At 72.0% G+C, this 23,462-nt stretch carries 17 protein-coding genes; 8 read left to right on the top strand and 9 right to left on the bottom strand.

The window, feature by feature from the left end:
• Positions 1 to 14: 14 nt before the first annotated feature.
• Entirely contained in the window at positions 15 to 5,432 is a 5,418-nt protein-coding gene (locus tag ACQPWW_RS20575) for a carboxyl transferase domain-containing protein (RefSeq protein ID WP_433124790.1), read from the bottom strand.
• A 371-nt stretch (positions 5,433 to 5,803) separates the two neighbouring features.
• On the opposite strand from ACQPWW_RS20575, the gene ACQPWW_RS20570 reads away from it, so the two are divergent.
• Together ACQPWW_RS20570 and ACQPWW_RS20565 are read left to right on the top strand one after the other, a co-directional pair.
• Positions 5,804 to 7,060, top strand: coding sequence for a phosphodiester glycosidase family protein (locus ACQPWW_RS20570; protein WP_433124788.1), 1,257 nt, complete (start codon positions 5,804 to 5,806; stop codon positions 7,058 to 7,060).
• A gap of 107 nt (positions 7,061 to 7,167) precedes the next feature.
• The gene (locus ACQPWW_RS20565) at positions 7,168 to 8,268 is read left to right on the top strand and encodes a winged helix DNA-binding domain-containing protein (RefSeq protein ID WP_433124786.1); all 1,101 of its coding nucleotides are present in this window, start codon (positions 7,168 to 7,170) and stop codon (positions 8,266 to 8,268) included.
• Between the two features lie 197 nt (positions 8,269 to 8,465).
• Here ACQPWW_RS20565 and ACQPWW_RS20560 read toward each other — a convergent pair whose 3' ends face one another.
• The gene (locus ACQPWW_RS20560; protein ID WP_433124785.1) at positions 8,466 to 8,786 is read right to left on the bottom strand and encodes a hypothetical protein; all 321 of its coding nucleotides are present in this window, start codon (positions 8,784 to 8,786) and stop codon (positions 8,466 to 8,468) included.
• Here ACQPWW_RS20560 and ACQPWW_RS20555 point away from each other — a divergent pair.
• Positions 8,779 to 9,333 (top strand): cellulose binding domain-containing protein, encoded by a 555-nt coding sequence (locus ACQPWW_RS20555; protein WP_433124783.1) that lies wholly within the window; start codon positions 8,779 to 8,781, stop codon positions 9,331 to 9,333. The two genes, ACQPWW_RS20560 and ACQPWW_RS20555, sit on opposite strands and share 8 nt — an antisense overlap.
• 55 nt (positions 9,334 to 9,388) lie before the next feature.
• Here the strand turns inward: ACQPWW_RS20555 and ACQPWW_RS20550 are convergent, their stop codons facing one another.
• The 4 genes from ACQPWW_RS20550 to ACQPWW_RS20535 all read right to left on the bottom strand — a co-directional run bounded on the left by ACQPWW_RS20550 (position 9,389) and on the right by ACQPWW_RS20535 (position 14,306).
• The gene (locus tag ACQPWW_RS20550) at positions 9,389 to 10,186 is read right to left on the bottom strand and encodes an SAM-dependent methyltransferase (RefSeq protein ID WP_433124781.1); all 798 of its coding nucleotides are present in this window, start codon (positions 10,184 to 10,186) and stop codon (positions 9,389 to 9,391) included.
• Between the two features lie 161 nt (positions 10,187 to 10,347).
• Positions 10,348 to 11,004 (bottom strand): response regulator, encoded by a 657-nt coding sequence (locus tag ACQPWW_RS20545; RefSeq protein ID WP_433124779.1) that lies wholly within the window; start codon positions 11,002 to 11,004, stop codon positions 10,348 to 10,350.
• Complete coding sequence (locus tag ACQPWW_RS20540) at positions 11,001 to 12,296, bottom strand: sensor histidine kinase (RefSeq protein ID WP_433124777.1); 1,296 nt, start codon at positions 12,294 to 12,296, stop codon at positions 11,001 to 11,003. Before ACQPWW_RS20540 ends, ACQPWW_RS20545 begins: the two co-directional genes overlap by 4 nt.
• Positions 12,297 to 12,338: 42 nt before the next feature.
• Complete coding sequence (locus ACQPWW_RS20535; protein WP_433124775.1) at positions 12,339 to 14,306, bottom strand: serine hydrolase domain-containing protein; 1,968 nt, start codon at positions 14,304 to 14,306, stop codon at positions 12,339 to 12,341.
• 318 nt (positions 14,307 to 14,624) lie between these two features.
• Here ACQPWW_RS20535 and ACQPWW_RS20530 point away from each other — a divergent pair, with 318 nt between their 5' ends.
• Entirely contained in the window at positions 14,625 to 15,323 is a 699-nt protein-coding gene (locus tag ACQPWW_RS20530) for a hypothetical protein (RefSeq protein ID WP_433124774.1), read from the top strand.
• Here ACQPWW_RS20530 and ACQPWW_RS20525 read toward each other — a convergent pair.
• Complete coding sequence (locus ACQPWW_RS20525; RefSeq protein ID WP_433124772.1) at positions 15,320 to 16,675, bottom strand: serine/threonine-protein kinase; 1,356 nt, start codon at positions 16,673 to 16,675, stop codon at positions 15,320 to 15,322. The two genes, ACQPWW_RS20530 and ACQPWW_RS20525, sit on opposite strands and share 4 nt — an antisense overlap.
• A gap of 58 nt (positions 16,676 to 16,733) precedes the next feature.
• Between ACQPWW_RS20525 and ACQPWW_RS20520 the strand changes: the two genes are divergently transcribed.
• Positions 16,734 to 17,279, top strand: a complete 546-nt coding sequence (locus ACQPWW_RS20520; protein ID WP_433124770.1) for an RNA polymerase sigma factor — start codon at positions 16,734 to 16,736, stop codon at positions 17,277 to 17,279.
• Between the two features lie 188 nt (positions 17,280 to 17,467).
• Entirely contained in the window at positions 17,468 to 19,552 is a 2,085-nt protein-coding gene (locus ACQPWW_RS20515; RefSeq protein ID WP_433124769.1) for a PQQ-dependent sugar dehydrogenase, read from the top strand.
• 30 nt (positions 19,553 to 19,582) lie between these two features.
• Here ACQPWW_RS20515 and helR read toward each other — a convergent pair whose 3' ends face one another.
• Both helR and ACQPWW_RS20505 read right to left on the bottom strand, forming a co-directional pair.
• Positions 19,583 to 21,709, bottom strand: a complete 2,127-nt coding sequence (helR, locus tag ACQPWW_RS20510; protein WP_433124768.1) for an RNA polymerase recycling motor ATPase HelR — start codon at positions 21,707 to 21,709, stop codon at positions 19,583 to 19,585.
• A gap of 154 nt (positions 21,710 to 21,863) precedes the next feature.
• Positions 21,864 to 22,244, bottom strand: a complete 381-nt coding sequence (locus tag ACQPWW_RS20505; protein WP_433124767.1) for a YccF domain-containing protein — start codon at positions 22,242 to 22,244, stop codon at positions 21,864 to 21,866.
• Positions 22,245 to 22,427: 183 nt separating this feature from the next.
• Between ACQPWW_RS20505 and ACQPWW_RS20500 the strand changes: the two genes are divergently transcribed.
• Positions 22,428 to 22,748, top strand: a complete 321-nt coding sequence (locus ACQPWW_RS20500; RefSeq protein ID WP_433124765.1) for a type VII secretion target — start codon at positions 22,428 to 22,430, stop codon at positions 22,746 to 22,748.
• Between the two features lie 10 nt (positions 22,749 to 22,758).
• Positions 22,759 to 23,460, top strand: a complete 702-nt coding sequence (locus tag ACQPWW_RS20495) for a WXG100 family type VII secretion target (protein WP_433124763.1) — start codon at positions 22,759 to 22,761, stop codon at positions 23,458 to 23,460.
• The last annotated feature ends 2 nt before the right edge of the window (positions 23,461 to 23,462 follow it).

Here is a 23,462-nt window from a genome sequence, read left to right as displayed (position 1 = left end):
CCGTCCCGCCGCGCCTACCCCAGGTGAGCCCCGATGGCCTCGATGATGCGCGGACGCAGTTCGGCGGCGCGGACCACGGCGTCGACCGAACCGACCTCGACGGCGCGCTGGATGTTGTGCACCCGGTCGAACTCCGTGGCCACCTCGCCGAGTTTCTCGGCGCGCACCGACGAGCGCACCTCGTCGAGCTCCGCGGTCAGCGCCGCGCGTTCGGTGCCGGCCGCCGCGGCGGCACGCGCCTCCAGGTCCCGGACCCGGGGGTCGGCCGCCGTGCGGGCGTTGACGTCGGCGGAGAACACCACAGCGGCGGCGGGGGCGCCGCCGAGCACCGAGGCGAACGAGCCCTCCAGGGCGAGCACTGTCATGTTCGGGTTCAGCGCCTTGGAGAACACCACGAACGCGCCGCCGTGGTAGCGCGAGATCACACAGAAGACGATCGGTCCGCGGAAGTTGACGATCGCCCGGCCGATCTCGGCGCCGTACTCCAGTTGCAGCTTGCGCATCGACTCGGGTGAGCCGTCGAAGCCGGACAGGTTCGCCAGCACCACGAGGGGCCGGTTGCCGCTGGCCGCGTTGATCGCCCGCGCCGCCTTCTTCGACGAACGGGGGAACAGCGTGCCCGCCGTGTAGGTGTCCGGGCCGTCGGTGGGCGGGAAGCCGTGCCGCGGCACCGACCGGGACTCGATGCCGAGCAGGCACACCGGGATGCCGCCGAGGTGGATGTCCTGCACGACAGCGGTGTCCGCGTCCGCCATGCCCGCCCAACGCTCCAGCACCGGGTGGTCCTGGTCGGAGAGGGCCCGCATCACCGTACGGATGTCGAACGGCTTCTTGCGGTCCGGGTTGTGCTCGACGGAGAAGATCTCCCCGACGGTGCGGAAGGCGCTGCCCGCCACGTCGTGCGGGAAGTCGGAGATGTCGCGGTCAATGGGGTCGGTGGTGACCGCCCGCCGGGGCGCGTTCTCACCGGGCGCGACGTACGTGTGGTCGTAGTGCGACATCACCACGTCCCGCGCGGCCGTCAGGTTCGGCGCCCAGTACTGCGCCTGCCCGTTCGGCCCCATCACCCGGTCGTAGCCGCCGATGCCGAAGTTGTCCTCGGCGGACACGCCACCGGAGAAGTCGAGCGACTGCTTGCCGGTGAGCACCATCGCCGAGTCGGGCGTCATCACCAGGATGCCCTTGGTGTGCATGAGCATCGTCGCCTCGGCGTTCCAGTACGGCTGCGCGCCGACGTTGATGCCCGCGACCACGATGTTGATCTCACCGCCGGCCTGGGTGAACTCGACGATCCGCTTCAGCGCCGCGGCCACCCAGTCCATGTTCTCCGTACCGGTGGTCATCGAGATGCGCGCCCCGGCGGACAGCGCCCACCACTCCAGGGGCACGTGCATCCGCTCCGCGAGGTCCAGCGCGGCGATCACGCGACGGCACTCCGGCTCCGACAGGGCGCCCAACGCCTTGGTCGGGTCGCCGAGCAGCACCACCCGGGTGACGCCCTGCGGGTGCCGCTCGGTCGGCGTGGTGACCACCCCGGCCACGATGGCGGCGCTGTTGCGCCCCTTCGGCCGTTGCACCGGCACCAACGCGTGGTCGTCGTCGAGGTCGTGCTCGACGAAGTCACCGAGCCGGCCGGTCAGCTCGTACGGGTACACGGTGTTGCGGCTGCTCGCCCGCAGCACCTTCAGCCGGTACTCGTCGAGCGGCTCGATCGGCTCGACCGGCGGCTCACCGACGGCCAGCTCCGCGCCGCCCGCGGCGTCGAACGAGATCCGTACGGCGATCTTGGTCAGCTCGCCGGTCCGGCGGTCGCGCTGCCGCGCGATGAACAGGATCTCCTCCAGGCCGGCGCCCACGGTCGTCGGGCGGACCCGCCCGGCGATCATCTCCATCTCCTCGCGGGTCAGCTCGCTCGGCGGCCAGACGTAGACCACGATCCGGTTGGTGTTGAAGCGGGTCTTCGACGGTCGCCGCGACTGGGCGCGACGGATCGAGTCGAGGCAGGCGGCGATCGCGTCCTCGGTCGTCGGCAGCGCCACCAGGCGGCCGTCCTGCTCGCGAAGCTCGGTCAGGTCACGCACCTGCGCGAACGCGACGAGGCGTTCGTCCGCCCGGTTGTCCCGGGCCACGCACTGGAAGAGGTAGACCTCCTCGTCGGACGACGGCAGGCGGGTCAGGTCGAACTTGTGCAGCCGCTCCAGCTGCATCCGCTGCGCGATGTAGGGGTGCAGGCCCCGGATCAGCCGGTCCTCGGTCAGCACGTCGTTCGACGGGCGGAAGGTGAAGTGGTGGTGCATGACCGCCCCGCCGCGACCCGCGACGGTGGTGGTCACCCGACGGACCTGCGGCGGCAGCGGGTGCGCGGCGACGACCTCGGCCAGCGCCGCCGCCATCGAATCGAAGTCCTCCGGCTGGTTCTCCCAACCGAGGTAGATGTCGGCGTCGACGGAGTCCTCGTCACCGGCCAGCTCGGCCAGGCCGCGGAGCGCGCCGCCCAGCGCGTCGAAGCTCACCGCGGCGGAGACCACGCTCGAATCGGCGCGCTCGGCCACCACGAACGTGCAGCCCGCGACCTCCTGGGTACGCACGCTGGTGAGCGCCCGGTTGCCGTAGTACCGCCGGGTCAGCACCTCCAGCATGATCGCGTTGTCGAGGTGGTCGCGGACGAGCCGCTGACCGAGCAGCCGGACCAGCGGTTCGGTGCTGCGGACCATCTCGGCGACGCGCTCGGCGCGGTCCGCCGCGTCCGGGTGGGCGTCCAGGTGCCGCAGGTGCCCACGGACCCCGGCGTAGACGCGGGCGCGGTTGCGGCGCAGCAGCGGCTGGGCGAACCAGGCGAACACCACGCCCCGGGCGAGGTCGGCGATCGCGGGGAAGCGGACCTGCGTGGCGGCGATCAGCCGTTCCAACGCGAGGCCGGCGGGCTCGCGAAGCGCCTCGTCCGGCGGGGTTTCCCGCAGCCAGGCGCGCAGCAGCGTCGCGACGACAGTGGCGTCGGCGGTCGCCCGTTGCTGGGCGAGGAAGATCCGGAAGACGGCGGCTTCGAGGGCGGGGGAGCGCTCCAGGTCGGTGACGCCGTAGTGGCCGAGCGCCTTGGCGAGTTTGGTCTGGAAGGCGTCCGGCAGCCCGGCCCGCTCGACGTCGAGGCTCTGCAGGTAGGTGTGGAAGTACTCGCGGGCGCTGTGCACGTGCGCGGCGCCGCCGTCCTCGCCCGTCGGCCGGTTGCGGCTCAACTCGGCGAGGTCGGCGAACACCTCGATGAGATCGAGCTCCGCGGCCAGTGGCCGAGGGCCGGCCTCGGTGGCGGCCCGGCGGGCCGTGAGGTAGCCGTCGAGCACCCGGCGGTCGTCGTGCGGGTCGACGTCGAAGCCGAGCAGCAGGCCGCGCAGGTCCTCCTGGCCGCGCCTGCTGCGCTCGGCCGCCGGAATCTCCTCGGCGGCGGTCGGCAGGTCCAGCTCGACGGCCTCGCTCGTCGGGTCGGCAGTGGCCTCGGCCTCGTCCGCGAGCGGCTCCAGGCGCAGCAGCGGCGCACCCGCCTCCACCTGGCTGCCCACCGAGACGGCGCACTCCTTCAGCCGCGCCTTGAACGGCGCCCGCAGCACCGTCTCCATCTTCATCGCTTCCAGCACCAGCACCGGCGCGCCCGCCTCGACCTCGGCGCCGATCTCCAGTGGCGTGGCGACGACAAGCGCCGGCATCGGGGAGCGCAGGACGCCGCCCTCGTCGCGGCTGACCCGGTGGGTCACCCCGTCCACCTCGACCAGGTGGGTCGGTCCGTGGGTGCCGGTGAGCAGGCGGTACCGGATGCCGTTGACCACGATCTGACCGGTGTGCCGGTCGAAGCGGTCCAGCTCGACGTCGGCGGTGCGCACGGCGGCGCCCGCCTCGATGCCGACGCGGAACCGGTGCGCGCCGACCCGCGCCACGCGGGTGCGGTAGCTGGCGCCGCGCAGCTTGAGGTCCAACGGTCGGCCGCTGGCGTGCTGCACCTGCGGGCGACCACCGGAGGCCGTCGACAACAGCCGCTGCCGCTCGATGCGCTCGTCCTCCTCGTACGCCTCGATGGCGGCGGCGGCCAGCGCGACCGCGGAGTGGCGGTGCGTGACGAGCCGACCCTCACCGCGGACGCGGTCGATCCAGCCGGTGTCCGCGCTGGCGTCGATCACCTCGGGCTGGTCGAGCAGGTCGAGCACGAAGCTCTTGTTCGTCGCGCCGCCCTCGATGATCACCGTGGTGTTCGCCATCGCCCGACGCAGCCTGCCGAGGGCCTCGTCACGATCACGGCCGTACGCGATGATCTTCGCGATCATCGAGTCGAAGTCGGCCGGGATGGTGTCGCCCTCGCTGACGCCGGTGTCCACCCGGATGCCGGGGCCGCTGGGCAGGTCCAGCCGGGCGATGCGGCCGGGCGACGGCGCGAAGTCGCGGTCGGGGTCCTCGGCGTTCAGCCGCGCCTCGATGGCGTGCCCGCGCTCGGCTGGCGGCGCGCCCTCGAGTCGGCCGCCGGAGGCGACGTGCAGCTGCGCCTTGACCAGGTCGAACCCGGTGGTCAGCTCGGTGATCGGGTGCTCGACCTGGAGGCGGGTGTTGACCTCGAGGAACGCGAAGAGCCGATCGCCGGGGTGGTACAGGAACTCGACTGTCGCCGCGCCCCGGTAACCGACAGCGATGGCCAGCCGCTCGGCCGACGTCTTGAGCTCGGCGGCCTGCGCCGGGTCGAGCACCGGCGACGCCGACTCCTCGATGACCTTCTGGTTGCGTCGCTGCACCGAGCAGTCCCGGACGCCGAGCGCCCACGCGGTGCCCTGCCCGTCGGCGATCACCTGGACCTCGACGTGCCGAGCGCCGGTGACCAGGCGCTCCAGGAACACGATGCCGCTGCCGAACGCGCGCGCCGCTTCCTGGCTGGTGCGCTCGTACGCGTCGTCGAGTTCGGCCTCGTTCCGGATCACCCGGATGCCACGGCCGCCGCCGCCCGCTGTCGCCTTCAGCATCAGCGGGTAGCCGACCTCGGCCGCCGAGGCCCGAGCGGCGTCCAGCGTCTCGACGGCGCCACGGCTCCACGGCGCGACCGGCACGCCGACCTTCTCCGCGATCAGCTTCGAGCCGATCTTGTCACCGAGCTGGCGCATCGCGTCCGCGCTCGGTCCGACGAAGGTGACGCCGATCTTCTCGCACAGCTCGGCGAACGCCGGATCCTCGGCGACGAAACCCCAGCCGACCCACGCGGCGTCGGCCCCGGTCTCGATCAGCGCGCGCTCCAGCACCGCCAGGTTGAGGTACGGGCGGGCGGACGCCGGACCGAGATCGTAGGCGATGTCCGCTTCGCGGACGAAGGTGGCGGTGCGGTCGACGTCGGTGTAGAGAGCGACGGTTTCGAGCTGTCTGCCGGTTTCCGCAGCCAGCTCGCGGACCGCGTGGATGAGCCGCATGGCGGCTTCACCTCGGTTGACGATGGCGACACGGTTGAACACCCGACTGACCCCTTAACTAGACCTCGAACTGCGTGCCGCGAGACGACGGCTCCCAGCAGTGATCACCCTTCCGGCTGACGGCGGCCAGCGCTATGGCGCTACCACCGAAGCCACCGTCCCTCAGTTGTAGGAAGTGCACAAAAGTTTTTGGCGGCCCCGGGCCGGCTTCGGCAGTTGATCAAGAAGGTGCGGATGGTTCACGTCGCCCGCCTCTCCCGTTCACCCCCGCCTGATCGGCTGGTTCGAACGATCATCGCTGGTCCGGTCAACCGCCGGTCCGGCTCGAACATCCCGGCGCAGGCCGGGATCGCACCAAGAAAGGGAGCGCAGTGCGGCCCTTCAACCTCGTGCGCCCGAGTCTGGCGCTGCTGCTCGCCGCAGGGCTGAGCACGCTCGTGACGCCCACCGGCGCAGCCCACGCCTCGGCGGCAACCGTATCCGGGTCGGGCACGCCGATCAGCGTCACCTCGACCGAGCAACTCGCCCCGGGCGTCACGTACGGCTCGTTCCAGGTGATGACGCCCCGGGGCGTCACCGTCGGCTACCTGCTCACGGCCGACCTCAGGAAGAACAAGGTCTCCCTGGACCTGCTGCACCCCGACGCTGTCGCGCAGCGCAAGGTCATCTCCTCGATGGCCAACGACCAGGGCGCCATCGCCGGCGTGAACGGAGACTTCTTCAACAACAGTGAGACCCACGCCGGCGTCACGCCGACCTACTCGTCGTCCGGTCCAGAGATCGCCGACGGCGAGGAGTTGAAGTTCGCGGTGCCGACCGCGCAGCGCTTCGGCCCCGGCCTCGCCCCCGGCACCTCGACCCGGGACGTGTTCGGCGTGGGCGTCAACGGCGAGGCGCGCGTCGACACCCTCCGCCTGGCCGGCGAGGTGCGCAGCGGCAAGGGCACGATCGCCCTCAGCGGCCTCAACCAGTACGCGCTGCCCGTCGACGGTGTCGGCCTGTTCACCTCCGCGTGGGGCGCCGCCTCCCGGGTCCGGTCGACCTGTGGCACCGACACCAGCCGCAGCGACCCGTGCAGCACCCACACCTACGAGGTGACCGTCCGCGATGGCGTGGTGACCACTGTCGGCCAGACGCCCGGCGCGGGCGCGATCCCGGCCGGCACCCAGGTGCTCGTCGGCCGGGAGGGCGGCGCGGACGCGCTCGACGACCTCGCCGTCGGCGACCGGGTGCAGGTGCGCGAGAAGCTCGACTCCGCCGGCAAGCCGAAGCTGACCTTCGCCGTCGGTGGCGCGCCGATCCTGCGCGGCGGCGCGCCGCTGGCCGGCCTGGACACCAAGACTGCGGCGGTACGCAGCTCGGCCGGTGTCAGCCCGGACGGCCGGACCGTCTACCTCGTCGTCCTCGCCGGGCGTGCCCCGGCCAGCGCCGGCTTCACGATCGCCGAACTCGCCGACCTGATGCGCTCGCTCGGCGCGCACGACGCGGTGAACCTGGACGGCGGCGGTTCGAGCACTGTCGCCGTACGGGAGCCGGGTCAGGCCGCGGCCACCGCCCGCAACAGCCCGTCCGACGGCGCGGAGCGCTTGGTCGCCAACGGGATCGGCATCTTCGTGGGTCGCCCCTGACCGGTCGACCTCGTACGGATTCGCCCCGCCCGGTGCTCACCGGTCGGGGCGAATCCGCGTCCGGCCGCCTCGACTGGGACTGTCAGCCCGGGACGGAGAATGAGAACGTGACAGTCCTCGACTCGCGGGCGCTCAACCGCGCGACGCTCGCCCGGCAGTTGCTCCTCGACCGCGCCGAGATGCCGGTCCCCGACGCCGTCGTGCACCTCGGCGGTCTCCAGGCCCAGGAGCCGCAGGAGCCGTTCGTCGGGCTGTGGTCGCGGCTGCGGGGCTTCGACCCGGTGGTGCTGTCGCACCTGCTGACCCAGCGACACGTGGTGCGTACCCACCTGATGCGTCGCACCGTCCACCTGGTCGTCGCCGACGACGCCGTGGCCTGGCGCTCCCGGCACGACGCCATGCTGCGCCAACGCGTTCTCGGGGTCTACCGTGGCGAGTTGAACGGCGTCGACCTCGACGAGCTCGCCGCGGCGGCCCGGGAGCTGCTGGCCGACGGTGAGCCGTGCTCGATGCCGGAGCTCGGGCGGACGCTCGCCGCACGCTGGCCGGCGTCGGGGCCACGGGCGTTGGGCGAGATGGCCGTCGCGCTCCTCCCGCTGGTCCAACTGCCACCGCGCGGCGTGTGGCGTGCGAAGGGGGGCCCGCGTCACGTCCTGCTCTCCGCGTGGGTGGGCCGGAAGGTCGACCCGCCGGCTCAAGACGGCTCCGATCCGGTCGGGCAGGTGCTCGTTCGTCGTTATCTGGCCGCGTTCGGACCGGCTGCCACCGCCGACCTGCGCGCCTGGTGCGGTCTCGCCGGCCTGCCGGCCGCGGTCGCCGGGATGCGCGACGAGTTGGTGACCTTCCGCGACGAGCGCGGCCGGAAGCTGATCGACCTGCCCGACGCGCCGCGACCCGATCCGCAGACACCCGCCCCGGTGCGGTTCCTGCCGGCGTTCGACAACGCGATCCTCGGTTACGACGACCGCAGCCGGATCATCGACGACGCGCACCGCCTCCTCTCGGTGGCCGGCGCGCGCGTGGTGCTCGTCGACGGCCGGGTCGCCGCGACCTGGACCGTCGAGGCGGGCACCGTGACCGTCGACCCACTGACCAACCTCAGTCGAGCCGACCGCGCCGCCGTCGCGGAGCAGGGGCACGCGCTGGCGTTGTTCCTCTCCGACAACGAGAGCGACAGAGTGCGGGTGGCCCCGTCTCCCGGGACGTGACCCCGGAACGCGTGCCCCCTGTGACACCGGTCGGAGCCTGCGCTGGGTTCCGGTCCACAACTCGATCAGCTGATGCCGTAGACGAGCGTGCTGGTGCGCGCTTGCATCGATGTGTATCGACTGCGATGCTGTGGTTCGGTCGTGCTCGGGAGCCAGCGCGCACCACACTTCTCCGGCCCGCGGGGCGCACGAGGTGGTCAGGTCACCCGTGCCGGGCAGCCCTCGTCGGGGACCGGAAACCCGAGCGCGGCACCGTCACCCACCTTGGTCATCGGTGCCCGGTAACCACCGGAGGTACCGATGCTTCGCATTTTCCTCGCCGCGACGACCGTGGCGCTCGCCCTCGCGGGCGGGGCGGCCGGCACCGCAGAGTCGACGCCCATGCCCACGTCCACGCCGTCGCCCACCTCCACGTCCACGCCGTCGCCCACCTCCACGCCCACGCCGTCGCCCACCTGCCCGCCGGCGATACCGATCACCGCCGGCGTGGCCGGGGTCACCACCACCAGCGTGACCATCTCGTACTCGATCTTCTTCCGGCCGCCGTGCGGCTACGACCCGCCGATGACCGTCAGCCTCTTCGCCAGCCGCGAGGACGCCCAGCAGTGGCGGGCGCCGGTGGCGTCGGCCGTCTCCGGGCCGGAGCGCGCCGGCACGGTGACCATCGACCAGCTGACGCCCGACACCGAGTACTGGTACCGGTTCACTGACCCCAACGGCAAGCGGGACCCGTACACCATCGGGTCGGCTCGGACCGCCCCGCTGGCCGCGTGCCGCGCCACGGCAACGATCGACGCCCACTGGGGCAGCGGGTTCGTCGCCACGGTCACCGTCCGCAACACCGGGACCGAGCCGCTGGACCGGTGGCGCGTCTCGTGGCGGTGGTCCGGAGACGAGCGCATCCAGTCGGTCTGGGGTGGGGTGGCCGAGACCGTCGGCGTCGACGTCGCGGTCCGCAACGCCTCGTACAACGGCAAGCTGGCGCTCGACGGTGTGACGACGTTCGGTCTGCTCGTGGCGACAAGCGCGGTGCCCGACGGGTTGACGATGGCGTGCGCTCCGTGAGCGAACCCCGGCCCGCTTCCGCCGTCACGGCGGAGGCGGGGCGGGGGCCCGCGGATCAGGGTTTACGGGCCACCGCGCCGTAGGCGTCGATGCCGACGGCGTCGGCATCGACCGGTCGCCAGAGCGGGATCGGCACGAGGCCCGGCTCCACCTTCGTCAGCCCGGAGAAGCAGGTGTCGAGGTCCTCCGGGTTGCGCAGGATGTACGGAACGCCGCCGCTCTGTGCCAGCCGCTCGGCGCCGGACACCACGGCCGGGCTGGTGTCGGTGCCGTCCCAGAGCACGAGATAGCTGCCGGACGGCACCGCGTCCATGGTCCGCTCGACGATGGAACGCACCACGTCGAGGTCGGGCTCGTAGCCCATGACGCCCATGAACATCACAGCGATCGGCTTGTCGAAGTCGAGGGTCTTCGCCGCCTCGGCCAGGATCTCCTCCGGCTGGTGGTAGTCGGCGGGGACGTAGGTGGTGACACCCTCGGACGTCGTGCTGGCCAGCAGAGCCCGCGCGTGCATCAGCACCATCGGGTCGTTGTCCACGTAGACGATTCGTGAGTCGGGCGCGATGCCCTGGGCGACCGCATGGGTGTTCTGCATGGTGGGCAGGCCGGTGCCGATGTCCAGGAACTGCCGGATGCCCGCCTCGGCGGTGAGGTGACGCACGACCCGCGTCAGGAACAGGCGCGACTGCTGCGCCATGAGGACGATCTCCGGGTAGACCTCGGCGACGGCGTCGCCGGCCGCCCGGTCGGACGGGAAGTTGTCACTGCCGCCCATCCAGTAGTTCCAGATCCGGGCCGCGTGCGGCACGTCGGGCTGAAGCTTTGCGGCGAGTTCGGCGTCGGTGCCGGCCATGCCAGGCTCCTATCGAGGGGTCGTCGGTGGGAGATCACGGCTGCGGTACGAGCGGGATCGTACTCCGCGGGTGTCCACTGTCGACGTTTTCGCGCGGGCCCGGGTCCTCGCCCTGCTGGCCGAGCCGCGTGCCGTCGACGGCACCGCGACCGTAGGGTCCGTCAGGGCCGGGCGACCCCGTTCTGGTACGCCCACACGACGGTCTGCAACCGGTCCCGTGCGCCGATCTTGGCCATGGCCCGCCCGAGGTGCGACTTGACAGTGCTGGTCTCGATGAAGAGCCGGTCGGCGATCTCGACGTTGGACAGCCCCTGCGCGAGCAGCTGCACGATCTCGGTTTCCCGCGCGGTCAGCTGGTGGGCCGCCGCGGCGTCCGAGCGGGGAGCCGGGGTGCGTCTGGCGAACTCCGAGATCACCCGGTGGGTGACGGCCTGGTCGACGAGGCCGTACCCGCCGGCGAGGCGACGCACCGCCTCGATGAGGTCGTCGGGCTCGCAGTCCTTGAGGATGAATCCGCTGGCGCCGGCCTCCAGCGCGCCGAAGACGTACTCGTCGAGGTCGAACGTCGTCACCACGAGCACCGCCGGTGGCGTTCCGGTGGCGTCCGCGACGATCTGTCGGGTCGCGGTGAGCCCGTCGCCGTGCGGCATCCGGACGTCCATGCAGATCACGTCCGGTTGCAGCCGACGGGCCAACTCGACGGCGGCCGTACCGCTCGACGCCTCGGCCACGACCTCGAGGTCTGCGGCCTCTTCGAGGATGACGCGGAAGCCGGCGCGGACGACCGCCTGGTCGTCGACGAGCATCACTCTGATCATGCTGGGGACTCTCCCTTCGGCTGCGACGCGACGGGGTCGTTCGTCGGTAGCGTCGCGGTGACCGACCATCCGCCGGCCGCGGTCGGGCCGGCCGCGAACGTCGCTCCGATCAGCTGCGCGCGCTCGCGCATCCCGACCAGGCCGACACCGCCGGTCCGCGCCGCCGGCACGGTACGCCGGGCGGCCGGTTCGTTCACCACCTCCAGCGACACCGAGCGGGGCTGGAAGGTGAGCACCACCCGCGCCGCCGCGCCCGGGGCGTGCTGACGGGCGTTGCTGAGCGACTCCTGCGCGATCCGGTAGAGCGCGACGTCGGCGATCGGCGACACCTCGCGCTGCTGCCCCTCGCGGACGAGCTCGACCGGACCCGCGAGGTTGTCCGCGGTGCGGACCAGGTCGTCGAGCATGCCCAGGCCCGGCACCGGTGCGGCGCCGTCGCCGCCCTCGGGTCCCGGACGGCCGCGCAGCACACCGACGACCAGCCGCAGGTTGTCCAGTGTCTCCTTGCCCTGGCTCCGGATCCAGGCCACCCCGGCCTTCGCGGCTGCCGGGTCGCGGTCGATCAACCGCTCGACCGCGGCCGCCTGCACGACCATGCCGGAGAGGTGGTGGGCCGCCACGTCGTGCAGCTCCCGGGCCATCCGGGTGCGCTCCGCGCCGATCGCCCCCTGGACCTTGGTCTGCTGTTCCCGGATCGCCTCCTCCGCTCGCACCTGGACCAACTCGACGTAGCGTCGGGACGTGGCCACGTAGCTGCCGACGAAGGTCGCGCTGAGGTAGGTCAGCGCGCTCGCGGAGACGTACGCGATCGCCGTCACCACGTCGGGGGTCACCACGAAGGCCGCCCCGATCGACTCCGCCAGCACCGCCGCGCCGACGGCAAGCAGCGCGCGCCGAAACGGCAGCAACGACCCGATGGTGTACGCCACGACGAACGGCGCGACGCCCCGGATTGTCGCCTCGGGCAGCGAAACGCCGATGACGAGCAGTTGGAGGCCGACGACGAGCGCGAGGCAGAGCAGTGGGCGGACCCGACGCAGGCACAGCAGCATCGCCTGGGCGCAGCAGACGGCGATGAGCAGTCCGGCCCGCGTCGGGTCGAAGGACACCCCGTCCTCGGGCGCCACGAACCGGAGCAGCACCGTCAGCAGGACGAAGGTCGTGACGGTCAGCGCCACCGCGAGCAGGCAGTCCCGAGGGAACACCCCTGTCACACCGAGTCGGGTGAGCCGTTTGTCGAGCCACCTCGTCGGTCGCGGCGAGCCGGGGTCGGTGCCGGTGTGGTCCCTCATGCGGTGCGCATCCTCGCTCCGGGTCGTCCCGGGTCAGGCGGGTCAGTAGGAGATGCTAGGCGCGAGCAGCCGGAACTCCACGGCGAACCAGCCCGCACCGGCGAGAGCGAGCAGGAGCAGGGCGCTGCCGGCGATCCTCGGCCAGCCGACGTGGCGTCGGACGTCGTCGGCCAGCCGGACGGCGGCGGGCAGCACCCCGAGCAGGCCGACCAGTTGCAGCACCTGCACGGCGCGCAGGACCGGGCTGGGAACGTCGTGCAGGCTCATGATGCTGCTGATGCTCAGCACCCAACCGGCGAACGCGAGGAGCGTACCGGCGACGGCGACGCGGCTCAGGATCCGTGCGGTGCGCCCGGCCCGCTCGCGGGGGGCGCGGCCGAGCCGGCGGCGGACGAGCGCGCCGATCGGCCAGGACAGGACGGCGAGCAGCAGCACGACGGTGGACCCGGCGAGCACCGGAACGGCCACCGCGGAGCCGCGTGCGGGCGCGACGGGCAGCAGGGCGAACGCGGAGTCGAAACCGATGGCCTCGACCCGGTCGTCGGTTGCCCGCATGGCGATCGTCCGTTGGCCGCCGACCTCACGCCAGACCCACGGCGACACCTCCTCGTAGCGGGCGGGCGAGTCCGACAGCGGGCCCGGCTCGAACAGCAGCCGGTTGCCGTCGGCGATGCTGACCGTCGTGCGACCGACAAGGCCGATGGCGGTCAGGAAGTTGCTGCGCACCGCGCGTGAGGACTCGTACGTGCCGGCGGCCAGCGCGGCGTGCTCGGCAGTGGTCGCCGGGTCGACGCCGGCGGTCGGCCGCCCGTCGCGGGCGGGGAAGTAGCGGTCGGCGAAGCCGTTCACCACCGACTGACGGAGCTCGTGGCTGGCGAGGGCGCCGGAGCCGTTGCTGTTGAGGGAGAGGAAGATGCCGGCCCGGTCGTCGGGGTAGATCTGCAGGTGGGTGTGGAAGTACGTGGTGTCGCCGCCGTGGCCGAGGATCCGGTGCCCGTTGCGACTCTCGTCGAAGAAACCGAGAGTCATCCGGGGTCCGTCGGCAAGCGTGCCGAGCGACGTCGCGTCGAGCGCCGGACGCTGCATCAGTTCGCGGGTCGACCGGTCCAGCAGGGGTCCGAACCCCACCGGCTCACCGAGTTGGGCGAGCATGAACCGTGCCATGTCCGTCGCCGGGGCGCTCAGCGCGCCGGGCGGGGGAGTGCCGACGATCTCGAAGGGCGCGGCGGGCGCGGCGGAGGTGTCGTACCCCTTGGACATCCGATCCCGCAGCGCCGCCGGCAGCGGCTGCTCGAAGCTCGACGACGGCATGCCCGCCCGGTCCAGGATGTTGCGCCGCACGTACTCCTCGAAGCGCGTCCCGCTGACGCGTTCGACGACGTAACCGGCGACCGCGTTGCCGTAGTTGGAGTACGCCGGGACGGTGCCCGGTTCGTAGATCTGCTCCGGCGGGTCGGTCACCAGAGCCCGGCGTAGGTCGACCTCGCTGTCGTCGGTGCCGATGAGGCCGGCGATCCGCTCCTCGAAACCGGCGGTGTGCGTCAGCAGGTGCCGCAGGGTGACGGCCCGCTCGTAGCGGCGCGGCAGGTCGAAGTCGAGGTACGTCTCGACGTCGGCGTCGAGATCGAGTTTGCCGCTCTGGACGAGTTGCAGGACGGCGGTGGCGGTGACGAGCTTCGACACCGACCCCATCCGGAAGAGGTGCCGGTCCGGGTCGACAGGTACCGCCCCGGTGCCACCGTCACCGGTGTCGGCGTGGCCGTACCCCCGGGTGGTGATGATCCTGCCGTCGTGGACGACGGCGACGGTGGCCCCGGCGATGTCGGTGCGGTCGAGCGCGGCCGGCAGCAGGCCGTCGAGCCAGGCGTTGGCGTCGGCCTCGGTCAGGGCGGGGCCAGGGCCGCTCGGGCCGGCGGGAGCGGCCGGAGTGTCGACCGGCGGGGCCGGGCTGCCGGGCGACGCGCCGCAGCCCGCGGTGGTCACCGCGACGAGGGCCGTGGCCGCCAGCATCGCGCCGAGTCGGCCGATCGTTGCCGGGGGACGGGGTGGGTGGGGTCGAAGAACGGTACGAAAGCGCATGTCTGCCGGTGCCTCTCCCGGCGACCGGGTGTCCGGAGCGGGTCCGTACGGCGTCACCCGATGCCATGGCCCCAGCCTGTTCGACCGGACGGGCCGAACCATCCGGCGCGGGACGGCAATGCGGGTGCGACCTGAGGAGGAGGACCGGTGGTACCGACGGAGGAAGGATCGCCGCCCCCATCGCGTGAACCACCGCCCGTGCCGGGGCATCAAACCCTGTGACAGATCCCGCAGAGGAAAGGACCGCCCATGCGCGGCAAACTGCTCGTCGGTGTGGCGCTCACCGTGACGTTCGTGGCCGGCTGCACGCCGTCGGTCGACCGGGTCGACGGCGACGCGGCGCCCGCCGGCTCCCCGTCCGCCAGCGCGAGCCCGCCGGCGTCGACGGCACCGACAACCGCCGACCCGAGCGCTTCGGCCACCCGTGGTCCCACCCCGGGCGAGCCGGTCAGCCGCACCTCCGGGCCGGCCGCCGAGCTGAGCGAGATCAGGCGGACCAACTGGCCCGACGCGGTGATCCGCAACCTGGACTTCTGTGGCGAGTCCGACGACGCCGTGGCGTTCCGCGACGGGTCGAACGGGTTCGACGTGCCGTGCCGGATCCTGCCGGGCGGCGCGCGGCCGGTGTACGGGGAGTTCATCGTCGAGGAGCCGGCGAACGCGCCGTCGACCGAGGACGCGCTCGTCCTCGTCGAACTGGGCAACCCGGACGCCGCACGACGCCAGGCGCTCGTGCCCGTGCAGCTCTCGGACAACGGCCGGGGACGGTACGCGTGGCCGGTCATCAAGGGGGACGAGCCCAGCTCCGCAGGTGACCGGGTGATGACGTTCGTCTCGTACCGGCTGGTCGGCCAGAACGTGGAGGCCACAGTGCGCAGGCTCGACGGCGGCACCGAGACCCGCCGGTGGCGCAAGGCCGACGGCAGCGGGAACTGGGAACGGTACTAGGCCGTGGGGGCGTCCAGGCGCAGCGTGTCCAGGATCTCGTCGGTGCGGTCGGCGCCACCGGTCTGTCTGATCTGGACGTAGACGCCGAGAGTGGCCTCGGCCGCGACCAGGGTGACCTCGCTGAAGGACAGCGCGGTGTCGGCGCACCGCGTCCAGCGCCGGGCGCTCCCGCGGAGGCTGCCGACCGTGACCGTGCGGTCGGCAGCCCGGGTGCAACCGGGGTGGTCGGGAAGCGCCGGCTGGACCGCCGTGCCGGTGAGCGACGGGCTCACCCCGACGAACACCCCGGGCGTCGGACTGTCCACGTCGGCCCAGTCGCCGAGGTCGGGCCCGACGAGCAGGCCGGGGCCGTGGTCGTCGGGCAGTCCGAGCACTGCCGGTTTCCAACCGCCGTCGCGCAGCTGCCTGGCCCAGTTGTCGGGTACGGCGACGGAGACGGTGCCTGTCACGTCGCGCACCCGGGTCCAGCCCGGGGGTGTGGCGGAGGCGGCCGACGAACCGGTCATGACCAGCGTCGCGGCCACCGCGCCGACGGTGGTGAGGGTCCGGCGGATGCGTCGCGGCGTCGGCCGGACCGGACCCGTTCGGGCCGCCAGCAGACCCTCCAGCGCGGCGGCGTACGCGGCCGCGGTCGGCCAGCGGCGGCCCGGATCACGATGCAGAGCCCGCCGGACGACGCGTTCGACAGCGGCGGGCACACCCGTCGCCTCGGTCGTCTGCCCCGGCGGCAGTCCGGTCATCATGTGCCGGGTCAGGGCGCCGATCGCGTAGACGTCGGCACGCGCGTCCAGCGCGCCGCCAGCGACGAGCTGCTCCGGCGCCATGTAGCCGGGCGTGCCGGCGACAAGCGTGAACCCGCTGGCGTGCGCGAGTGCCTTGGCCAGTCCCAGGTCGGCGACGAGCACCCGGGCGCCGGTGGCGGTGGTGTCGAAGAGGACGTTGGAGGGCTTGAGGTCGCGGTGCAGCACCCCGTTGTCGTGCAGGACGGCCACCGCCCGGGCGATGTCGGCGGCGGTCCGCAGCGCCTCGCGTACCGGCATCGGGCCGTCGGCCAGCCGATCGGCGAGCGTGCCGCCACCGGCGTACGTCATCACCAGGTACGGCCGGCCGTCGGGCAGCTCGCCGATGTCCAACACACGGACCAGGTGGTCGGAGTCGACCTGCCGCATGAACCGGGCCTCCTGGCGGAAACGCGCCCGGATGTCGGCCCGTTGCGACCAGTTGTCGGCGAGCACCTTCACGGCCACGGGGGCCTGTAACTCGTCGTCGTACGCCAGCCACACGGTGGCGAACGCGCCGGCGCCGACCGGGCGTGCGACGCGGTACCGGCCGATCTGCGGCGGGATGGACACGGCCGTATTATCCGGCAACCGGAGCTGCGGTGTCGCACGAGCGGGGGGAGCGCCAGTGGTGGACGGGTCGTCGACCGAGGAGCTGGCGCGTCGGGCGGCGTCCGGCGACCCGGCGGCACTGGACGAGCTGCTGGCGGCGATCGGTCCGCGGGTTCTTGAGCAGTGTGGGCGGTTCCTGCCCTGCCGGCAGGACGCGGAGGAGGCGGCGCAGGACGCGTTGATGCAGGTGGCCAGGCACATCGAGCGATTCGAGGGACGGTCGCTCTTCTCGACCTGGTTGCACGCCGTGGTCGCCAACTGCGCCCGCCAGACCTACCGGTCGCTGCGGCGACGGGCGGCCGAGCGGCCGAGCCCGCTGCTGCCCGTCGAGGTCGCCGATCCCCGTACGACGAGCGTCATCGCCGGGTCACGTCTCGACCTGCTCGACGCGTTGGACCGGCTGGAGGCCCACCGTCCGGAGTTGGTGACGGCACTCGTGCTGCGGGACCTGTGCCAGCTGGACTACCAGGAGATCGCCGAGCAACTGGGCATTCCGGTCGGCACGCTGAAGTCCCGGATCCACCACGCCCGCCGGCACGTCCGAGAGTCGTTGCGGGGCAACTGACCCGCCCGCGCTGCCCCGCGTCCGCCGGACATCGCATCGATCTGGGGCTTTGTCACCGATCGAGTGACATCGTTTGACATGCACCGTCAACCCATCTTTGATTATCGATGGTCATAGTTCGACTTGGTCGGGCGTCGGGTCGTCCGGCGCCGGGTCGGTCCGGTCGACGCCCCGATCCTGGAGGACGGATGTCAGCCTTCGCGCGGCCCAACCCACGTCAGGCACGACGACGACGGCTGCTGCCGGCGGCGATGGCGGCGGTGACGCTGCTGAGCGTCGCGGTCGGCGTGCCGGCATCGGCCGCGGTGGCCTCGACGGTGGTCGGCGCGGCGTCGGGCCGCTGCCTGGACGTCGTCGGCAACGTCCGGACGGCCGGCACCGGCATCGACATCTACGACTGCAACGGTCAGGCCAACCAGGCCTGGACCTTCACCTCGGCCGGGGAGCTGCGGGTCTACGGCGAGACGATGTGCCTGGACGTGGTCGGCCAGGACACCACAGCGCCGGCCTCGTTGCAGATCAACTCCTGCACCGGTGGCGCCAACCAGCGCTGGCGGATCAACACCAACGGGACCATCGTCGGCGTCCAGTCCGGCCTGTGCCTGGACGTCAACGGCGCCGGCACCGCCAACAGCACCCCGGTTGGCCTCTGGACCTGCAACGGGCAGGGCAACCAGCGGTGGACGACGGCCCTGGGCAGCTCCGACACCTCCCCGCCCACGGCTCCGGGCAGCCCGCGGGTCAGCGGCCTGACGTGCAACTCCGTGACGTTCGCGTGGAACGCCTCGACGGACAACGTCGCGGTGGCCTTCTACGACATCTACCACGACGGTCAGCTGATGACGTCGGTGAGCGGCTCGACGCTGTCCACAAGCCTCACCGTGGTCGCCGGAGCGACCTGGGGCCTGTACGTCAACGCCCGCGACGCCGCCGGCAACGTCTCCCAGGCGAGCGCCACAGTGTCGATCACGCCCCCGCCGTGTCAGTCCGACACCCAGGCGCCGACCGCGCCGCAACAGCTCACCGGCAGCGCGTCGGGCACCACTGTGACCCTGCGCTGGACCGCGTCCACCGACAACGTCGGCGTCCGGGCGTACGACATCTTCCGGGGTGGCGCGCAGGTCGGCACTGTCACCGGCGCGCCACCGGTGACCACCTTCACCGACAGCGGGTTGGCGGCGAACACCGCGTACCAGTACTACGCGGTGGCCCGGGACGCGCAGGGCAACGTCTCGTCGCGCAGCGCCACCACGACGGTGACCACCGGCGCGGGCTGCGGCAACCCGGTGTGCGGGGTGCGTCAGGTGACCACCGACACCGACATCCCGTGGGGGCTTGTGACGTTGCCGGACGGCACCGTCCTCTACAACCGCCGCGACGCGCACGACATCATCCAGCTCAACCCCACCACCGGGGCCAAGACCAACCTGGGCACGGTGCCGAACGTGCAGAGCACCGAGGGTGAGGGCGGCCTGCTCGGGCTCGCCGTCTCGACCAGCTTCACCAGCGACCGCTGGCTGTACATCATGCACACCTCACCCAGCGACAACCGGATCGTCCGGATCAGGTTCGAGAACGGCCGACTCAACACCGCCAGCGAGCAGGTGCTCGTCAGCGGCATCCGGCGCAACAAGTACCACGACGGTGGCCGCCTGCGGTTCGGCCCGGACGGCAAGCTGTACGCCAGCACGGGCGACGCCCAGAACGGCAACTACGCACAGGACCGGTCGAGCCTCGAAGGCAAGATCCTGCGGCTCAACCCGGACGGCACCGTCCCGTCGGACAACCCGTTCGGCAACTACGTGTGGAGCTACGGCCACCGCAACCCGCAGGGGCTGGCGTTCGACTCGCAGGGCCGCCTGTGGGAGCAGGAGTTCGGCAACTCGATCATGGATGAGACCAATCTGATCACGAAGGGCGGCAACTACGGCTGGCCGGCGTGCGAGGGCACCAGCGGCACCTGCGGCACCGCTGGGTTCATCGCGCCGGCCCGCACCTACCCGACCTCGGAGGGGTCCTGCTCCGGGATCACGATCGTGCGGGACGCGCTCTACGTGGCCTGTACGCGGGGTGCTCGGATGTACCGCGCGGTGATCAGCGGCAGCAGCCTGACGAACGTGCAGACGTACTTCAGTGGCACCTACGGTCGCTTGCGGACGGTGGAGCCGGCTCCCGACGGCGGGTTGTGGTTGACCACCACCACCGTCGGCGACAAGGACAGCACCCCGAACAACAGCAACGAGAAGATCCTGCACGTCACGCTCGGCAACTGACGCTGCGGGCCGATCGGCCAACCGGGCGACTCAGCGACTCGTCAGGACGACGAGTCGCTGGGTCGCCCGGGTCATCGCGACGTAGCGGTCCACAGCGCCCTCGACGCCCGTGCCGAACGCGGCCGGGTCGATCAGGACGACCAGGTCGAATTCGAGACCCTTGGCCCGCTCCGGGCTCAGCGATCGGACGCGCGACGTCGGCGGGAACGCCGGGTCACCGATCACGCAGGCCGTCCCGTCGGTGTGCTCGGTGAGCCAGGCGTCGAGGATCGCGTCCAGCTCGGCGACGGAACCGTGCACGACGGGGAGCCCGTTGCCGCGGATGGAGGTCGGCACGTTGGCGTCCGGGAGCACGGCCCGGATGACCGGCTCGGCCTCCGCCATGACCTCCTGCGGGGTGCGGTAGTTGATGCTCAGCGAGGCCAGTGTGATCCGGTCGAGCCCGATCCGCTCAAGGCGTTCCTGCCACGACTCGGTGAACCCGTGTCGGGCCTGGGCGCGGTCACCGACGATGGTGAAGCTGCGCGACGGGCACCGGGCCAGCAACATCTGCCACTCGGCGTCGGTCAGCTCCTGGGCCTCGTCCACGACGATGTGCGCGAACGGGCCGGCCAGCAGGTCCGGCTCGGCGGTGGGCAGCGCGGACTCGTCGACAAGGGCGTCGCGCAGGTCGGGCTGGCGCAGCATGGTCAGCAGGCCCTCGCCGTCGTCGTAGGTGTCGGCCGCGAGCAGCTCGTCGATGACCCGGGCCCGGTGCTCGCGTTCCATTGCGGCGGCGGGGTCGTGCCGGCGGTGCCGCGCCGCGTCGCCGAGGCGCCGCCGGGCCGCGTCCAGGAGCGGCAGGTCGGACACGGTCCAGGCCCGGGGGTCGTCGCGCTGCAACGTCCGGACCTCCTCCGGGCTGAGCCAGGGCGCGCAGGTGCGCAGGTACGCGGGCACCGACCACAGGTCTCCCACCAGGTCTGCCGCGTCGAGCAACGGCCAGGCGCGGTTGAAGGTGGCGCGCAGCTCCCGGTTCCGCGACAGCGACCTGCGCAGCACGTCGTCCGGCTCGTCGCCCTCGTACCTGTCGACGAGGATCGTGAGCAACTCCGCCCAGATCTCGTCGCGCGCCTCGTTGTGCGGGGTGCCCGGCCCCGGCGCCTGGAACGCGTCGGCCCAGTCGTCGGCGCTCAGCCAGAGGTCGGCCTCGTCGGTCGTGACAGTCATCGGTTTGACCGGCGGGTCCTCGTAGAACCGGACCGCCGCGTCGATCGCCCCGACCAGGTCCGCCGAGGACTTCAGCCGGGCCACGTCCGGGTCGGCTTCGACGGTCGCCGCGCCGCCCTCCTCGACGAGGTCCCGCAGGGTGCAGGTCTGCACGTCCTCCTCGCCGAGGCTGGGCAGGACGTCGGCGACGTAGGCCAGGTAGGGCTGGTGCGGCCCGACGAAGAGCACGCCGCCCCGGCGGTGGCCCAGGCGGGGGTCCGAGTAGAGCAGGTAGGCGGTGCGGTGCAGCGCGACGACGGTCTTCCCGGTGCCCGGGCCGCCGTCCACGACCAGCGCGCCGGCCGATCCCGCCCGGATGATGGCGTCCTGGTCGGCCTGGATGGTGCTGAGCACGTCCCGCATCCGGGCCGATCGGGCGCTGCCCAGGCTGGCGATGAACGCGGACTGGTCGTCGAGCGCGACGGCGTGCCCCACGAACCCGTCCGGGGTGAACACCTCGTCCCAGTAGTCGCTGATCCGGCCGCGTGTCCACCGGTAGCGGCGACGGCTGGCCAGCCCCATCGGGTTGGCGTGGGTGGCGCCGAAGAACGGCTCGGCGGCGGGGGAGCGCCAGTCGAGCAGCAGCCGCTGACCCGTGCTGTCGGTGAGGCCGCGCCGTCCGACGTACACGGGCTCGGGGTCGTCGGCACCGACCACGTGGCCGAGACACAGGTCCAGGCCGAAGCGACTGAGCGTGCGCAGGCGGCCGGTCAGCCGGCGGATCTCCTCGTCCCGGTCCATCGCCTGCCGGCCCTTGCCGCCGGGCGCCCTGCGCTCGGCGGCAAGGCGCTCGGACAGCTCGGCGTTCAGCCGTTCGAGGCTCGCCGCCATCGTCGCGAAATGCTGCTCGTCCCGGGCGATCAGCGCCGGGTCGGCCTTGGGGGAGAGGTGCGGGGGGAGAGCGAACACGGAGGTAGGCGAGGAATTCAAATGATGACTTCCATTTCGGCAGATTCTGGGCCTCGGCCGACGATTTTGCGGCACGACCCGGGTCTTGCCGCAAGCCCCCCAGTGCGCTATATGTTAGAAGTGGCGGGGGACTGGGAGTCCCCATCTCCCGAGCTCAGGGCAGGTCCACGACCTCGCGGCCGAGGGGCCAGAGCGCCGCCGGCACGAGCTTGAAGTTGGCGATGCCGAACGGAATCCCGATGATCGTCACGCAGAGGGCGATGCCCGCGACGATGTGGGACAGCGCGAGCCACCAGCCCGCCAGCACCAGCCAGAGGACGTTCGCCAACCCGGACGCGACGCCCGCGCCGGGCTTCGGCGCCAGGGTGCGGCCGAAGGGCCACAGCGAGTAGACGGCGAGTCGGAGCGACGCCACACCGAACGGGATCGTGACGACAAGCAGGAAGCAGACGAGTGCGGCGACGCCGTACCCGACCGCCAGCACGATGCCACCGCCGAAGATGAGCCACAGCACATTCAGTACGAAGCGAATCACCACTCCAGCATGAGCGATGCTCGCCACCGGGGAGCGCGAGCGTTGCCGCCGCCCGTGCGACGCCCGCCGGGCGAGCCTGACGGGGGGTCACCGCGAAGGTGAGCGCTTGTTAGACTCCGCCATTGATGATCATGGACGGTGTGGCGCGGCGAGCTGACGGCACCGAGGCTGGCGGTGATTCTGGTGAACGACGGGTTCGCGGTCGACGCGGATGAGATCCGCGCCCACGCGCGCAACATCGAGGCGCTGGCGGGGCGCTTCGCGGCGGTGAAGGCGGCCAGCGCGCACATCACCCAGGACGACTCGGCGTACGGGTTGCTCTGCGGCTGGATCGCCGGAGTCCTGGCGGGCAAGCACGCTCGGCAGGACGAGCTGTTCGCGGAGGTCGAGGAGAATCTGACGCTGGCCGCCACGGGGCTGCGGCAGACTGCCGACGGCTACGACACTGTCGACGGCGACAACGCCACGCTGATGAGCGGCGTGGAAAGCCAGCTGACCCGATGAGGGCGACGCGATGACCGACATGTCACTGGTCGCCGACGTCACCTCGACCCGGGAGGCCTGGACGGGCGCCTCCCTGGCCGACAGCGTCGAGGGCCTGGTCGACGCGATCAGGAGCGAGGGCTGGGTCGACGACCTGCTCGCGGGCGCCGCGTTCGGGCTCGACGCGGCGGTGACGGTGCTCGATCCGTTCAGCGCGCTGCTCGCCAACGGTCTGGGCTGGGCGATGGAATACTTCGAGCCGCTGCGGGAGATGCTCGACAACCTCACCGGCATGCCCGACGTGGTTGCCGCACACGCCGCCACCTGGAACAACATGGCCGCCGAGCTGCACAGCATGGCCAACGACCTGCGGGCGCACCTCGACGGCGACCTGCCCGAGTGGTACGGCCAGGCCGCGGTGGCCTACCACGGCCTGATGGACCACAACGTCGAGGCGCTCGGCGGGCTCGGCGCGGTCTCCGCGGCGATGGCGGCGGCCACCGAGGGCGCCGGCAACCTGGTGGCCTTCACCCGCGACATCGTGCGCGACCTCATCGCCGACCTCGTGGCCCGCGTGATCGTCTGGGCGGTCGAGGCCATCTTCGTCGTCACGATCCCGGTCATCGCCGCGCAGATCACGGCCGCCGTCGTCAAGTGGGGCGGGCGCATCCTCATGTACGTCGGCGCGTTGATCACCAGCCTGACCAACCTCACCCGCATCCTGAACGGATAAGG

This window comes from Micromonospora sp. CA-240977 (assembly GCF_050942285.1).
Classification (GTDB): domain Bacteria; phylum Actinomycetota; class Actinomycetes; order Mycobacteriales; family Micromonosporaceae; genus Micromonospora.
The sequence above is the reverse complement of the archived record's forward strand: the minus strand, read 5'-3'. Positions and strand labels throughout refer to the sequence as shown.

Coding starts and splice junctions, on each gene's coding strand:
- ACQPWW_RS20575 (WP_433124790.1), bottom strand. CDS start 5,432: ATGCGGCTCATCCACGCGGTCCGCGAGCTGGCTGCGGAAACCGGCAGA.
- ACQPWW_RS20560 (WP_433124785.1), bottom strand. CDS start 8,786: ATGGTCACGCTGGTGGTGGTGACCCCGGCCACGCCGGCGGTGATCGGT.
- ACQPWW_RS20550 (WP_433124781.1), bottom strand. CDS start 10,186: ATGGCCGGCACCGACGCCGAACTCGCCGCAAAGCTTCAGCCCGACGTG.
- ACQPWW_RS20545 (WP_433124779.1), bottom strand. CDS start 11,004: ATGATCAGAGTGATGCTCGTCGACGACCAGGCGGTCGTCCGCGCCGGC.
- ACQPWW_RS20540 (WP_433124777.1), bottom strand. CDS start 12,296: ATGAGGGACCACACCGGCACCGACCCCGGCTCGCCGCGACCGACGAGG.
- ACQPWW_RS20535 (WP_433124775.1), bottom strand. CDS start 14,306: ATGCTGGCGGCCACGGCCCTCGTCGCGGTGACCACCGCGGGCTGCGGC.
- ACQPWW_RS20530 (WP_433124774.1), top strand. CDS start 14,625: ATGCGCGGCAAACTGCTCGTCGGTGTGGCGCTCACCGTGACGTTCGTG.
- ACQPWW_RS20515 (WP_433124769.1), top strand. CDS start 17,468: ATGTCAGCCTTCGCGCGGCCCAACCCACGTCAGGCACGACGACGACGG.
- ACQPWW_RS20495 (WP_433124763.1), top strand. CDS start 22,759: ATGACCGACATGTCACTGGTCGCCGACGTCACCTCGACCCGGGAGGCC.